General features: G+C 64.6%; 13 protein-coding genes. 8 read left to right on the top strand and 5 right to left on the bottom strand.

The genetic code is table 11. The annotated features are described in order from the left end of the window. Complete coding sequence (locus ACRXBZ_RS34600; RefSeq protein ID WP_433882650.1) at positions 1-1,506, bottom strand: CoA-acylating methylmalonate-semialdehyde dehydrogenase; 1,506 nt, start codon at positions 1,504-1,506, stop codon at positions 1-3. A gap of 136 nt (positions 1,507-1,642) precedes the next feature. Here ACRXBZ_RS34600 and ACRXBZ_RS34595 point away from each other — a divergent pair, with 136 nt between their 5' ends. Continuing rightward, positions 1,643-3,232, top strand: coding sequence for a PucR family transcriptional regulator (locus ACRXBZ_RS34595; protein ID WP_433882649.1), 1,590 nt, complete (start codon positions 1,643-1,645; stop codon positions 3,230-3,232). Between the two features lie 202 nt (positions 3,233-3,434). On the opposite strand, the gene ACRXBZ_RS34590 is transcribed toward ACRXBZ_RS34595, so the two are convergent. Continuing rightward, the gene (locus ACRXBZ_RS34590) at positions 3,435-3,716 is read right to left on the bottom strand and encodes a hemerythrin domain-containing protein (protein WP_433882648.1); all 282 of its coding nucleotides are present in this window, start codon (positions 3,714-3,716) and stop codon (positions 3,435-3,437) included. A gap of 348 nt (positions 3,717-4,064) precedes the next feature. Next, positions 4,065-4,772: a DUF1990 family protein gene (locus tag ACRXBZ_RS34585; RefSeq protein ID WP_433882647.1), complete on the bottom strand. Its 708-nt coding sequence runs from the start codon at positions 4,770-4,772 to the stop codon at positions 4,065-4,067. An 89-nt stretch (positions 4,773-4,861) separates the two neighbouring features. Here ACRXBZ_RS34585 and ACRXBZ_RS34580 point away from each other — a divergent pair, with 89 nt between their 5' ends. The 3 genes from ACRXBZ_RS34580 (at position 4,862) to ACRXBZ_RS34570 (ending at position 6,370) form a co-directional block, all read left to right on the top strand. Beyond that, positions 4,862-5,074, top strand: coding sequence for a hypothetical protein (locus ACRXBZ_RS34580; protein ID WP_433882646.1), 213 nt, complete (start codon positions 4,862-4,864; stop codon positions 5,072-5,074). A 6-nt stretch (positions 5,075-5,080) separates the two neighbouring features. Then, positions 5,081-5,818 carry a DUF1990 family protein gene (locus ACRXBZ_RS34575; protein ID WP_433882645.1) on the top strand — a complete coding sequence of 246 codons (738 nt, stop codon included), beginning with the start codon at positions 5,081-5,083 and terminating at the stop codon, positions 5,816-5,818. Positions 5,819-6,175: 357 nt separating this feature from the next. Beyond that, entirely contained in the window at positions 6,176-6,370 is a 195-nt protein-coding gene (locus ACRXBZ_RS34570) for a hypothetical protein (RefSeq protein ID WP_433882644.1), read from the top strand. A 477-nt stretch (positions 6,371-6,847) separates the two neighbouring features. Here ACRXBZ_RS34570 and ACRXBZ_RS34565 read toward each other — a convergent pair whose 3' ends face one another. Then, positions 6,848-7,888: an IS630 family transposase gene (locus ACRXBZ_RS34565; protein WP_433882643.1), complete on the bottom strand. Its 1,041-nt coding sequence runs from the start codon at positions 7,886-7,888 to the stop codon at positions 6,848-6,850. A 43-nt stretch (positions 7,889-7,931) separates the two neighbouring features. On the opposite strand from ACRXBZ_RS34565, the gene ACRXBZ_RS34560 reads away from it, so the two are divergent. Continuing rightward, complete coding sequence (locus ACRXBZ_RS34560) at positions 7,932-9,428, top strand: tripartite tricarboxylate transporter permease (RefSeq protein WP_433882642.1); 1,497 nt, start codon at positions 7,932-7,934, stop codon at positions 9,426-9,428. Positions 9,429-9,505: 77 nt separating this feature from the next. Then, entirely contained in the window at positions 9,506-10,471 is a 966-nt protein-coding gene (locus tag ACRXBZ_RS34555) for a tripartite tricarboxylate transporter substrate binding protein (RefSeq protein ID WP_433882641.1), read from the top strand. 14 nt (positions 10,472-10,485) lie between these two features. On the opposite strand, the gene ACRXBZ_RS34550 is transcribed toward ACRXBZ_RS34555, so the two are convergent. Continuing rightward, positions 10,486-11,709 carry an RNA-guided endonuclease InsQ/TnpB family protein gene (locus ACRXBZ_RS34550; RefSeq protein ID WP_433882640.1) on the bottom strand — a complete coding sequence of 408 codons (1,224 nt, stop codon included), beginning with the start codon at positions 11,707-11,709 and terminating at the stop codon, positions 10,486-10,488. A gap of 131 nt (positions 11,710-11,840) precedes the next feature. Between ACRXBZ_RS34550 and ACRXBZ_RS34545 the strand changes: the two genes are divergently transcribed. Together ACRXBZ_RS34545 and ACRXBZ_RS34540 are read left to right on the top strand one after the other, a co-directional pair. Then, a complete protein-coding gene (locus ACRXBZ_RS34545) occupies positions 11,841-12,032 on the top strand; it encodes a hypothetical protein (protein WP_433882639.1) in 192 nt (63 codons plus the stop codon). Further along, on the top strand, positions 12,019-13,437 hold the full coding sequence (locus ACRXBZ_RS34540) for an amidase (protein ID WP_433882638.1): 1,419 nt from the start codon (positions 12,019-12,021) through the stop codon (positions 13,435-13,437). The genes ACRXBZ_RS34545 and ACRXBZ_RS34540 overlap by 14 nt, the downstream gene beginning before the upstream one ends. Positions 13,438-13,440: the final 3 nt, after the last annotated feature.

Genomic DNA, 13,440 nt, shown 5'->3' with positions numbered 1-13,440 from the left:
TTACGCGGTCTGCGGGAAGCCGAGGTTGAGGCCACCGTGGCTGGGGTTGAGCCAGCGGGAGGTGACGACCTTGCCGCGGGTGAAGAAGTGCACGCCCTCGGTGCCGTGCGCGTGGGTGTCCCCGAACAGCGAGCTCTTCCAGCCGCCGAAGCTGTAGTAGGCCATCGGGACCGGGATGGGCACGTTGATGCCGACCATCCCGACCTCCACCTCGTTGTGGAAGCGCCGCGCGGCGCCACCGTCGTTGGTGAAGATCGCAGTGCCGTTGCCGTAGGGGTTGGAGTTGATCAGCCGCAGCGCCTCGTCGTAGGACTCGACCCGCACGACCGACAGCACCGGACCGAAGATCTCGTCGGTGTAGCAGCTCATGCCGGTGGTGACGCGGTCGATCAGGGTCGGGCCGAGCCAGAACCCGTTCTCGCCGCCGTCGGCCTGCACCTGCCGGCCATCGACGACGATCGCCGCGCCGTCCCGCTCTGCCGCATCGATGTAGGAGGCGACCTTGTCGCGGTGTGCCGCGGTCACGAGCGGCCCCATGTCGCAGCTGCGGGTGCCATCGCCGGTCTTGATGGAGAGGGCGCGCTGGGCGATCTTGCCGACCAGCTCATCGGCGATACCGCCGACTGCCACGACCGCGGAAATAGCCATGCAGCGCTCGCCCGCTGAGCCGAACCCGGCGTTCACCATCGCGTCAGCAGCGAGGTCGAGGTCGGCGTCGGGCAGGATGACGGCGTGGTTCTTCGCCCCGCCGAGGGCCTGGACGCGCTTGCCGTTCGCGGTCCCGGTGGCGTACACGTACCGGGCGATCGGAGTCGAACCGACAAAGCTGATCGCCTTCACCGCGTCGTGTGAGAGGAGTTCGTCGACCGCGAGCTTGTCGCCCTGCAGCACGTTGAATACGCCGTCGGGAAGTCCGGCCTCAGCCCACAGTTCAGCCAGCCACAGCGCAGCCGAAGGGTCCTTCTCGCTGGGCTTCAACACCACCGTGTTCCCGGCCGCGATGGCGATCGGGAAGAACCACATGGGCACCATGGCGGGGAAGTTGAACGGCGAGATGATCCCCACCACCCCGAGCGGCTGCCGCACGGAGAACGAGTCCACCTCGGTGGAGGCATTCTCGGTGAACCCGCCCTTGACCAAGTGCGGGAGGCCGCAGGCGAATTCCACGACCTCCTGGCCGCGGGTGACCTCTCCCAGCGCGTCGGAGAGGACCTTGCCGTGCTCGCTGGTGATGATCGCAGCGAGCTCGTGCTTGCGCTCGTTGAGCAGCTCCCGGAAGCGGAAGACGATCGCGGTCCGCTTCGCCAGCGACGTGTCCCGCCAGGCTGGGAAAGCCGCCGCCGCCGCTTCGATCACCACTCGCGAGTCCTCGGTGTTGGCCAGCGCCACCTCCCGCCGCACCTCACCGTTCGCCGGGTTGGTCACCGGAGCCGTGGCCCCGCTCGAGCCGTCGAACGGTTTGCTATTCACCCAATGCACGATCTTCGACTGACCGGTCTTCACCACTTGCTCTTCCCTCACTCAACATCTCAAGACGTGGATCGCCGACGCCTGCCGCCTTCGACTGGACACCTCAAGACATTGCCAGCTCCGCAGCCGACATGATGGAAAAAATGAGGGCGGCCAATTTACAATTCGTCAGATGATCCTGACTGTTCGCGACGTGCTCGCACTGCCGGTCGTTGCGGCCGGCCGCCCAAGGGTCGTCGCAGGCCGCACGCTTCTCGACCGCCCGATTCGATGGGTGCACATCAGCGAATCCACCGACCTCACCGACCTGCTGGAAGGCGGCGAGCTGGTGCTGAGCACCGGACTGCCCCTCACCGGCGGCCCCGCAGCGGTCTCGGACTACCTCACGATGCTCGGCACCCAGCAGGTCGCCGGACTCGTCGTTGAACTCGGCACGCACCTGCGCGACGTACCAGCCGACCTCGAACGCGTGGCCGAGGCTGCCGGGGTACCCGTCGTCGTACTCGAAGCCGAGATCCGCTTCGTCGAGGTGACCGAGCAGGTCCACCGCAGGATCGTGGCCGAACAGTACGACGAGGTGAGCTTCGCCCGCACCACCCACGAGGTCTTCACCTCACTCAACATGGCGCGCGCATCCAGCACCGACATCGTCACCCGCGCATCGCACATCCTCAACGCCCCGCTCGTGCTGGAGGACCTGAACCGACACGTACTGGCTCACTGCGCGGCGGGCGAATCGACCTCGCAGCTCCTGGATCAATGGGCAGAGCGGTCGCGAATGCACGATTCGCCCAGTGCCGCGAAGACTTCCGGATGGTCGGCGGTACGTGTCGGTGTCGGGACCGAACGATGGGGACGACTCGTGCTGCCGGTCGAAGCAGCAAACGAGCCGCGCGCGAAAATGGTGCTCGAACGCGCAGCGCAATCCCTGCAGCTGCACCGGATGCTCCAGCAAGAGCGCGACGCCCTCGTCGTCCACGCACTCGGCGGCCTGCTCGACGACATGCTCAGCGGCCGGATCAACGACGAAACCGAAGCTCTGGTCAGGGCGAACGCACTCGGCCTCAAGACGAACAAGTACTACGTCCCGATCGTCATACGCGTCCCCCAACGGCCCGATGCACACCCACTGACCCAGGGTGAGATCGACCGCCGCCTGCTCACCACCCTGCGCCAGGCAATCTCGGAAACCGGCCACACCGCGATCGTCTCCATCCGTCGCGAAGGCACCGTTTCCGCGGTGATGTCCTGCGCCGAACCCGACAACGCTCTCCACCAGGTCTGCGCCGGCCTCGACATCCGCTTGTCCCAGCGGGACGGCACCAACGCCTGGGTCGCGGGTACAGCCCCGCACGCCGCCACTCTGCTTGCCGCGGCGCAGGAAATCTCCGAAGCAGAACACGTCGCCGACGTTGGCGTCACCATGCCAGAAGTCAACCGCCTCTACCGCTTCACAGATGTGCGGCTACGCGGACTGATCGCCCTGATCCGCAACGACCACCACGTCCAAGCCTTCGCCGAAACCGAACTCGGCAGACTGCTCGAACACGACGCCCGCAACAACGACGATCTCCTCAGCCTGCTGCGCACATACCTGGACTGCGGCGGGTCCAAAACCCACACCGCCCGAACCACCGGACTCAGTCGCCCCACCCTCTACACCCGGCTGCAAACCATCGAACGCATCCTGAACATTCCACTCGACTCAGCCGAATCACGCACCTCGCTACACACCGCCCTGATGATCCTCGGCGCCTCCTAGTCCGCTCCTAGTCCGAGTGATGGATCGTCATGCGGAGTCGCCGCTGGTATTGACGGAGTCATGCAGAACCCATCGTTTATGAGCGCGAGCTCCTGCGGGTCCCCCATCGCTCACGTGACCGTGCTTCACTGAACGCCCAGGCCCGGCCTGGTCCGGCACATCCACACAAGCGCGACGCAACATCCGTGCTCTTGACATCCATCTACTCATGTTCGGCGAGTACCTGGTTGGCTTCCTCTTCCTCGTAGTTTCGTGCGTCGGCTTCGGCATCGCCGGCCGTCTTCTTCGCGATAGGCCGCAGGACCAATTCCTCGGCGGTTTCATGGACGGCCAGCAGGGCCCTCAGCTCGTCGAACCGGTTCTGCTTCTGCTCGCCCTGTGCGTTCTTGACCTCCGCGAAGAGGCCGCGGATGCGTGCGTGCTGCTCCAGCAGAACGCGGACCACGTCCGGAAGCCTCGCGGCTTCCTGGCGTTCAGTTTGCACGCGAATACGGCGTGTAGGAAACAACATCACACCATCCCGAACGCGTGTCGGCCGGTGCGCGGCGGGCGGCGACTCCGCGGTCACGGCCTCGGACCTCGACCGTGATCACGCAAATCTCGTCCAGTTTCTACTGTCAGCGATCGAACACTACGCAGACGTGATCACCCTCCCGGCGAAATCGACCACCTCGACGACGAGAATGAGGACTGACCACGACCGGCGCTTCCACGCTAATCGTGGCATTTTCAGCGCGTTGGTGTGTACTACCGGAACCCCTACGACGCCGTCCTGCAGGGCGAAGTCACCGACCGCGACGACCGCAACCAGCGTGTGGTGTGTGGCTAACGATCACAAACGCGGAGCGAAGTGGCGGCGGGTCCGGATGGTGACGCCATTCTGCGGCCGACCACGTGCCAGGGCGGCGGCCGCGAGGCAGCAGCGGACCCACATGTTGAACTGCATCTCCTTAGCCACTCGCAGCTTCCCGTACAGCACGTTCAGCAGCGGCGTGCTTGCCCGGGCCCACGCCTCGATCTCGAAGACCAGACCGCTGCCCTCGGACCGGGTGCGGAACTCGATGAGCCCCGATTCGAGGTGGCCACGCAAGGTGGCGAGCCGGAAGGAGTCATCCATGCGGGCCACGACGCGAACAGGAGCGTCCCACGGCCCCGGCATGTGCACCACGACCTCGTCCCCCACCTGCGTTCGATCACCTGGGCCCTTGGCGGTGCGCACCTTGGTGACCTCCCGCGGTACGGCCCGGTTCATGTCGGCTGCGATGGCGTCGACGAGCTCAGGGGCGGTGAGCGCGCTGTCGGTGATGCGCACGCTGAACCGGCGGTGGAAGACCGGTCCCACTCCGTTCGCGAGGAGTTGGCTGCGGTCGTCGACGAGTTCCTCGGGCAGCTCCGGCGGCAGGTCCGAGCCATCGCCGACCTCTTCGGTGCGGTGCAGCGGCGTCGTCTCCCACAGGTACCGCCAGAAGACCAGGGCCATGCCCGCCAGCCAGCGCAGCACGATCTGCAACTGACTGGTGCACGTGCAAAGCACCGACATGGGCATCTCCTCGTCGCGCTGGCCAGCGTGACCGCTCCCGTGTTGGGTATACCCCAGGACAGCGGACACCACGTGTGCTGGGAGGACTGATGATCGTTCGGCTCTTGCACGCCGCTGGATTGCGCAGCACGCATCTGCACGCCCTATCGTTGGGCTCGGTCGCGCTGTGCCTGACCCTGTGGATTCGGGCTAAAACGGTGGACCAGCAGCAGCGGGGCAACGCCGAACGGCGTGCGCTGTTTACCGGCCTGTGGCCGCCAATGCTGTGGCTGATCGGTGACTCCCTGCGCGAACGCGAGTGATCGGCGGTGCGACCGCGATTCTTCACCGGCATCGACATCGCCCGCGCTCTGCGAGACCTGCCCACCAAGCGCGTGAACTACGCGGTCGAGCAGGTCGAGCCCACCTGTTGGAACTTCGACACCTACCGGCACCCGGTGGCGCGGGAGCAACCCGGTCCTCCCGAGCCAGGCGGCCCGTGGGAGATCGCGTGTGGCCTGGTGCGCGACTACGAGTTCTCGGTGCCGCAGTTCGTGCGCGCCGTCTACGACCGCCGCGAAGACCTACTGGGCAGGAACATGCTGCTCGACGGACGCTTCCACGGGTTGCACTTCCACATGGGCGTGCGGGTCACCGACGTCACCGATCAGACGCTGGACGACGGACGCGTGTGGGGCTGGGCCTACGAGACCCTGGAAGGCCACTTGGAACGCGGGAAGATGCACTACGAAGTCGTCAAGAAAATGTGTACCGGCGAGGTCGAGTTCGTCATCACCGGCTACTCACAACGCGATCCGGCCCTCGGCCCGGTCCTGAAGCTGGGGTGGCGCTTGTTCGGGCGCCGCACCCAGTTGCGGTTCTACCGCGCATGCGGTGCGCGGCTGCGCAGCCTCGTACATGCCCGGCTCGCCGGTGCCTCTGAGCCGCCGGCTGCGCGGGAGGGCGATATCGTGCTGGCGCCATCGGACGTCCGGCCGTCCGCATGGGACCGCCTTGCCGTACGCCACCACCCGGCCGACCGGCACCCCACGACCGACTCCGGGTAGTCGCACAGGCGCGAGAACGTGGCTGGCTGTGCGAAATCGAGCCATCCTCCTCGGGCTGGGCGTAGGGCTCGTAGTCGCGGGACGCGGACGGACACCTGGTGTGCCTGCCCACCGGTTCCGCGGTCGCGGTCATGTCCCGGACTGCTCGATTACGAGGTGTTGTGAGCTCTGCTCGCGGACCAGCGCGGCGAGCTGGTACCGCGTGGTCGCGAGCATTTCGCGGTCGTCGGCGCTGCACGATCAGTCATCGGTTACTTAGACCAGGTGGGTTCATCCTCTGGAATCCTTGCAGCCCCACACCCGCCCCAATATGCAGTGTTCGGCACCACTTTCATATCCACCCAGATGGATCAATGAATGACCAAGATCAGCGCGACCCCATTTGACCCCGCCGGGGCTCAAGATCCACAACTCCCAAAATCCTCCCAAAAATCGCCGAAATTCGAGACGGCACACTTCGGGACGATCACCCAAGATCCACACCAGAACACAAAAAGCCCGCTGACCTGCACTAACGTGCCGGTCAGCGGGCTTCCGCCAACGTCGGGCTGACAGGATTTGAACCTGCGACCCCTTGACCCCCAGTCAGGTCCACAAGAGACAGTCACCTGCGAAAACCGAGAAACCCCAGGACAAAACGCGTCCGTTGACAGCGTTTCCACGCAGTTCTCACCTACTACGGTACCTACCGCGCTCCAGTTCCGCTCCTGCTCCTGCCGACCTGCCGAAGGCGCAAGAACACCACGGAGTGATCGTTACCCGAAGAAGGAAGCCACGTCGTCGTTCCGCACGTCTTCCAGCCCCACGACCTTCCGTGGCCGGTCGAACACACAGCAGCCAGGCACCAGCGAAGCGATCGAATGCACCGAACACGGATCAGCAGCTCAACTACTGCTGTGCCCTGTGGGCCTGCGTAGCTGCGTCGCTGCACGTCTCAACGCGTGGGTATTGTGTGTCGAATGTCGAGGTAAGCTGCGCAGCTTCGGCGCGGTGCCCGAACTTATTGATGCGCAGGGCAAATATGTGATGTCAGGCGGCGTAGCGGACTTCGGGTTTGCCGAAGTAGGAGCGAACTCGGTCGGGCAGCTTCTGGAGTCGGTGGAGGAAGGAGCGGACCACTGTTTCCAGCTCGTCGCGGGTTTTCGGTGCTGTGCCGGTGGACACGGCGCGTTTGAGGTCGGCATTGAGGATCTCATCGGGGTTGAGCTCGGGGCTGTAGCCGGGAAGGAAATGCATCTCGATGTCCGAGCGGTGTTCGGTGAGCCACTTCTGGACGGTCTTGCGGCGGTGGACGGGGTGTCCGTCGACGATCAGGTGGACCTTACGGCCGTGATGGCCGGCCAGGCGTTTGAGGAAGGGGAGGAAGACCCCGGCGTTGAACGACCCGATGTAGACGGTGAAGTACAGCTCGCCCTTGTTGCCGATCGCGCACATGGCATTCACGCTGAACCGCTTGCCTGTCTTGCCCACCACCGGCGTTGTGCCTGTCGGGGCCCAGGTGCGGCCCACGGCGGCGTCCGAGCGGATCCCGGTCTGGTCCAGCCATAGCACCGTCGCGCCTTCGCGGCGGGCGCGGGCGGCGATGGCCGGGTAGTCCTCTTCCAGCCACACCCGCACCGCTTCGGGATTCTGCTCGTAGGCTTTGCGGATCGGTTTCTGCGGTGACAGCCCCCAGGAACGCAGGTATTTGCCGACCGTGGTCAGGCTCAACACGATGCCGTGCCGTACCCGGATCAGCTCGGCCACGGCCTTGCGGGTCCACACCAGGCCGGTCAGCCCGAACGTGGCCGGAGTGTGCTCGGCCACCGCATACCGCAGCTTGCGCTGCCGGCGGGCACTCAACACTTTCTGCTCCCCGGCCTTGCGGCCCCGGCGACGCGCGGCAAGACCCTTCGAGCCGCGTTTTCGCCACGCCTGCACCCATCTGGACACCGACTGCGCCGACACCGCGAACACCTGCGCCGCCTCGGCCTGGGTCATCCCACCATGGACAGCCGCTACCACCCTGCGCCGCAGATCCTCCTGCGTCTCAGGCGATAACCTCCGCGCATCCCGCACACCAGCGATCATGCCAGATCAACGAAGATCAGACCTTTGAGTTCCCGATCAATATATGTTCGACTCGCTGAACCTGCTCGGTCAGGGCCTGTCTATGGCCCTGCAGCCGGAGAACTTGCTCTTCGCGCTGATCGGCTGCCTGCTCGGCACACTGGTTGGCGTGCTGCCCGGCATCGGGCCGACGGCGACGACGGCGATGCTCATTCCCATCGCTGCCGGGTTCAACCCGGTCGCCGCGATCATCATGCTGTGTGCGATCTACTACGGCGCGCAGTACGGCGGCACGATCACCTCGGTGCTGCTGAACACTCCTGGCGAGGTGTCGTCGGCGGTAACCTGCCTTGACGGTCATCAGATGGCCAAACGAGGGCGGGCCGCCACCGCGCTTGCCTCCGCCGCCATCGGTTCGTTCATCGGGGGCACCATAGCGTCACTGGGGTTGGTGTTCCTGGCCATCCCGTTGAGCAGCATCGCCCTGAAGTTCGGTCCCGCAGAGTTCTTCGCGCTAGTTCTCTTCGGCCTCACTCTGGTAGTTGGCCTGGCTGGCCGGTCCCTCAAGCTCGCCTTCATCAGTGCGATCGTCGGCGCGCTGATCGCCGCCATCGGCATCGACCCGGTCGTCGGGGAACCACGATTCACCTTCGGCAGCACCGAGTTGCTCAATGGTATCGAGTTCGTTCCGGTACTCATGGGCCTCTTCGGCCTCAGTGAAATCCTGCTGAACCTCACTGGGCGTGACAACACCGATGTGGCCATCCAGAAGACTGGGCGGCCGGAATGGCGGGCGATCGCCAAAACCGGTCCGGCTGTGGCCCGTGGTACCGGTATCGGTTTCCTGCTGGGCCTGGTTCCTGGGGTGGGCGCCGCGGTTCCCACCTTCATGTCGTATGGCCTGGAACGGCGCATGTCGAAGAAGCCGGGTGACTTCGGCAAGGGAGCGATTGAAGGGGTGGCAGGCCCGGAGACGGCTAACAACGCGTACGCGAACTCATCGCTGATCCCGCTGTTCACCCTGGGCATCCCGGCTTCCGCGACACTGGCCGTGCTCACCGGCGCGTTCCTGCAAAACGGGCTTACCCCGGGACCGTTGCTCTTTGCCGAACATGGCGAGCTGGCATGGGCGATCATCGCGAGCTTCTTCGTCGGCAACGTAATCCTGCTGGTGCTGAATCTGCCGCTGATCCCGGCATGGGCGGCGATTCTCAAGATTCCTTATTCCCTGCTGTACGGGCTGATCATCGTATTCGCCGTCGTGGGTGCCTATGCCTTGCGCGCCAACGTGTTCGACGTCGTAGTCGTGATCGCCTTCGGCTTCATCGGGTATGCGTTCAAACGTCTCGATGTACCGCTCGCCCCTCTCTGCTTGACCTTGATCCTCGCTCCGATGGTCGAGAAGGCGCTGCGTCAATCGTTGTCGGTGTCGCAGGGTGATCCTTCGATCCTCGTATCCAGTCCTATCTCGATCGTCCTGCTGTGCTTGAGCGTCGTGGCGGTCGCCGCCTTCGCGACGCGTGCGGTGCGCGCTGAGCACCGCGTCACCGTCGACGAATGACATCTGCGGCAGGCATACCGGACCACCTCCGAACGAAAGGGAAAACAGTGCGCAACGCCAGAAAGACACTGCGGATGATGGCGGTGATGTTCGCCGCCGCCATCGGGCTCGCCGCCTGCACGACGGCCAACTCCGGTGGGGGAAATGACGTCTTTCCCAAGCAGGGGAAGCCGATCACCATGATCATCCCCTTCGCGCCCGGCGGCCTCACTGACGTCTCCGCACGCGTCCTGACGCCAGCCCTGGGCAAGGAACTTGACACTTCCATCGAGGTCATCAACCAGCCCGGGGCGAGCAGTCAGGTCGGGATGACCGCATTGAGTCAGGCCAAGCCCGACGGCTACACCTTCGGCTACACCCTGCTGCCGACTACCCCCAACGCCTACCTTGACCCGCAGCGGAAGGCAGCGTTCAAACGCGAGAACTTCAAGGGCTTCGCGAACTACTTCTCGACCCCGATCGTCGCGGTGGTCAACGCCAACAGTGACCTCAAGTCGGTAAACGATCTCGTCACGAAGGCGAAGGCGAACCCCGCGAAGCTCGCCGTCGGCACCGGCGCGCTGGGTGGACCGGCGGATATGGCCCGCGTGCTCCTGGAAAACAGCGCTGAGATCAGCTTCGCGAACGTGCAGTTTGACGGCGGTGGCCCTACGGCGGTGGCGTTGCTCGGCGGGCATATCGAGGTCGCGTTCTCGTCCGTGCCGGAGATCCAGCAGTACGTCAAGAGCGGTCAGATGCGCGCGCTTGGAGTGATGGCCAAGGAGCCGGTGTCGCTGCTGCCGGACGTGAAGACCTTCGCTGAGCAGGGTTTCGACCTGGAAATGGCTTCGGTCGGCATCCTGTCGGTTCCGGCGGGGACGCCAGACGCGATCGTTACCCGGCTTAGCGAGGCGACCAAGGTAGCGATGCAGGATCAGGCGGTGATCGCCAAGGCGGCGGAGCTCGGCTTCCTGCTGAACTACATGACGCCTCAAGAGGTTGACGCCGCTTGGACCAAGAGCGACGAGCAGGTCGCCCAGATCCTCAAGGGGAGCGGAGATTGACTTCCTCCCCACGCCTAAAGGCGGGGGAATCCAACCTTCACAGGTTGGGTTTCCTGCTTCATAGCCGACTGCGCGCGAGCAAGCTCGCCCCGGCTTACACCAGCTCCACAGGCATCGCCGGATTTCCACCCGGCTACCGCTCGACCAGCGGCAAGGATGTTCTTCGCGGCGTTGTGGTCCCGGTCGTGCCGAGTGCCGCAGTCGGGGCACGTCCAGTGCCGCACCGACAGTTTCAGGTTCTTCAGCAGGTGCCCGCAGTTCGAGCAGGTCTTTGAGCTCGGGTACCAGCGGTCAACGACAACGACGATCTTTCCCGCTCGCTCGGCTTTGTATTCGAGCTGGCGCCGGAACTCGCTCCACCCGCAATCAGAGATCGCCTTGGCCAGTTTCCGGTTGCGGACCATGTTCTTCACCGCGAGGTCTTCGACCGCGACCAGGTCATTGTTACGAACCAGGCCCGTTGAGGTGCGGTGCAGGAAGTCCTGCCGCGCGTGCCGCACCTTGCGGTGCGCCCGGGCAACCTTGGCTTTAGCCTTGCGGCGGTTCGCTGAACCGCGCTGCTTGCGGGCCATCTGACGTTGATAGCGGGCAAGGTTGCGGGCCTTACGGTCCACGTGACCGGCGTTGGGGATCTTCTCCCCGGTGGACAGGACAGCGAAGTCTTTCACCCCCAGGTCAACGCCGACCGTGCGGCCGGTGGCCGGGGCGTGTCCGGGCTCGTCGGTGTCCACGGCGAAGGTCACGTACCAGCGGCCGTCAGGCTCGCGGGAAACGATCACCATAGTCGGATTCAGAAACTGAAGAACCTCTGCACCCCAGGACCACACATACTCAAGCGGCGCGTTGTGCTTGGCCAGCTTCAGCTTTCCATCGCGCAGGCTAAACGCGCTGCGCGTGTAGTGCGCCGACCGACGTCCGTTACGCGACTTGAAGCGCGGGTAGCGAGCACGTCCAGCGAAGAAGTTCGCGAAAGCGGTGTGCTGGTGCCGCAACGTCTGCTGCAACGGCACCGACGACACCTCGGACAGAAACCCCAGTTCTTCAGTCTTCTTCCACGCGGTCAGCGCGGCGTCGGTCTCCTTGTAGGAGGTCTTTTTGCCGGCGTGGTAGCAGCGGTGGCGTTCGGCGAGGGTCTTGTTCCACACGAGGCGTACGCACCCGAACGTGCGGCCCAGCTGGGCCGCTTGCTCGGGGTCGGGATAGGCCCGAACCTTGTACGCCGTCCTCACACTGATCATTTAACACAGCAGGCCGACACCAGTAAGCATCGGGTGGGATGGTTACCGCTGGACGCGTTAATCACGGCTTGACGTGCTTCGTGCTTCCTCCCCACGGATAAATCCGGGGGCCTCCGCACTACGTTTCTTCGGTGAACGACGGTCTGCCCGCAGAGGTGCGAGAACTCTTCTGCTTGCCCGAAGAGACGGCCGACCCGGCCCTGGTCCCGCTGATCGCGTCGCTCATCGAGGCGATCAGCGGGATGGCCGAGGTGGATATCACCGGGATTGACCCGAATGCCGAGCTGCCGCTGGTGAGGGGATGGTCTGATGTCGCTGGGTGAGTTGTCGCTGGGGGCCGTGTCGGGGTTGTTGCGGCGGGGTGAGGTGTCTCCGGTCGCTGTGGTGGAGGACGCGCTTGAGCGGATTACCGGGTTGGAGCCGCTGGTGGGTGCGTTTGTGACGGTGATGGGCGAGCAGGCGTTGGCTGCAGCGCGTGTTGCGGAGAGCGAGTTCTCCCGCGGGGAGTATCGCGGTCCGTTGCATGGGGTGCCGGTGTCGCTGAAGGACCTGATTTTTGTTCGTGGTGTGCGTAATACCGCAGGGTCGCAGGCGATGGCGGACTTTGTGCCTGAGTTTGATGCGGCTGTGGTGGAGCGATTGCGTGCTGCGGGTGCGATTATTGTGGGCAAAGCGCAGACTTATGAGTTCGCAATGGGCCCCGGCACTGCTTATCCGTTTGGGCGTACTCGTAATCCGTGGGATCTTGAGCGAGTCACGGTGGGATCGAGCAGTGGGAGTGCGGCCGGGGTTTCTGCTCGTATGGTGTTTGCGTCGTTGGGGACGGACACGGGTGGTTCTATTCGCGGGCCGGCTTCGGGGTGCGGTGTTGTCGGTTTTAAACCGAGCGCCGGCCGAGTCAGTAGATTTGGGGTTTTTCCATTGAGCTGGACCTTGGATCATGTGGGTCCGCTGACTCGTGATGTAGCGGATGCGGCGTTGACGACCCGGGCGGTGGAGGGGTTCGATACGCGTGATTCGGGATCGGTGGAGATGCCGCCGGTGGATACGGACGCGGTTGTTGGTGGCCGAGTGCGTGGGCTGCGGTTCGGGATTCCGAGTGGGTTTTTTCTCGATGATGCGGATCCGGAGTTCGTGACGGCGTTCGAAGACGCGGTGCGGGTGTTTGAAGAGGCGGGAATGGTCCGAGGATCGGTCACCCTGCCGATGATCGAACAAGCCCAGACAGCGCATTCGGTGCTGGTGCTGGCAGAGTCCTATTCCGTGCACGAAGAGCTGTTCCGTGCTCGGAGCGCGCAGTTCGGTCCGGGGGCGCGGCGTCGGGTCGCCCTGGCCAGTACCGTGCCTGCGTCGGCTTACCTGAGGGCTTCGCGGGTTCGCAAGGTGTTCCAGGACGAGTTCCGCAAAGCTATCGACGGCAGGGACGTCCTTCTCACCCTCACCTCCCCCGAACCGCCACAGCGATTCGGTGAGCAGCCCGCGCATCAGTTCGGTGCCCGGCATATGGCCAGGGCTGGTAATCGGCTCACCCGAATGGCGAATCTTCTCGGTGCGCCAGCGGTTTCGATTCCCTGTGGTTTCACCAGCTCCGGTTTGCCTATCGGGCTCCAGATCGTCGGGCGTCCCGGCGACGACACCACCGTCCTGACCGTCGCCCACGCCTACCAGCAGCGCACCAGCTGGCATACCCAGGCACCGCCCACCGCGGCGACCGCGGCCGTTGGCTAGCCC

This window comes from Saccharopolyspora hattusasensis, from assembly GCF_050972075.1.
Taxonomy (GTDB): Bacteria; Actinomycetota; Actinomycetes; order Mycobacteriales; family Pseudonocardiaceae; genus Saccharopolyspora; species Saccharopolyspora hattusasensis.
The sequence above is the reverse complement of the archived record's forward strand: the minus strand, read 5'-3'. Positions and strand labels throughout refer to the sequence as shown.

Excerpts from the sequence above, each read along its gene's own strand:
- ACRXBZ_RS34595 (WP_433882649.1), top strand. The coding sequence starts at position 1,643 with ATGATCCTGACTGTTCGCGACGTGCTCGCACTGCCGGTCGTTGCGGCC.
- ACRXBZ_RS34585 (WP_433882647.1), bottom strand. The coding sequence starts at position 4,772 with ATGTCGGTGCTTTGCACGTGCACCAGTCAGTTGCAGATCGTGCTGCGC.
- ACRXBZ_RS34580 (WP_433882646.1), top strand. The coding sequence starts at position 4,862 with ATGATCGTTCGGCTCTTGCACGCCGCTGGATTGCGCAGCACGCATCTG.
- ACRXBZ_RS34570 (WP_433882644.1), top strand. The coding sequence starts at position 6,176 with ATGACCAAGATCAGCGCGACCCCATTTGACCCCGCCGGGGCTCAAGAT.
- ACRXBZ_RS34565 (WP_433882643.1), bottom strand. The coding sequence starts at position 7,888 with ATGATCGCTGGTGTGCGGGATGCGCGGAGGTTATCGCCTGAGACGCAG.
- ACRXBZ_RS34560 (WP_433882642.1), top strand. The coding sequence starts at position 7,932 with ATGTTCGACTCGCTGAACCTGCTCGGTCAGGGCCTGTCTATGGCCCTG.
- ACRXBZ_RS34555 (WP_433882641.1), top strand. The coding sequence starts at position 9,506 with ATGGCGGTGATGTTCGCCGCCGCCATCGGGCTCGCCGCCTGCACGACG.
- ACRXBZ_RS34550 (WP_433882640.1), bottom strand. The coding sequence starts at position 11,709 with ATGATCAGTGTGAGGACGGCGTACAAGGTTCGGGCCTATCCCGACCCC.
- ACRXBZ_RS34540 (WP_433882638.1), top strand. The coding sequence starts at position 12,019 with ATGTCGCTGGGTGAGTTGTCGCTGGGGGCCGTGTCGGGGTTGTTGCGG.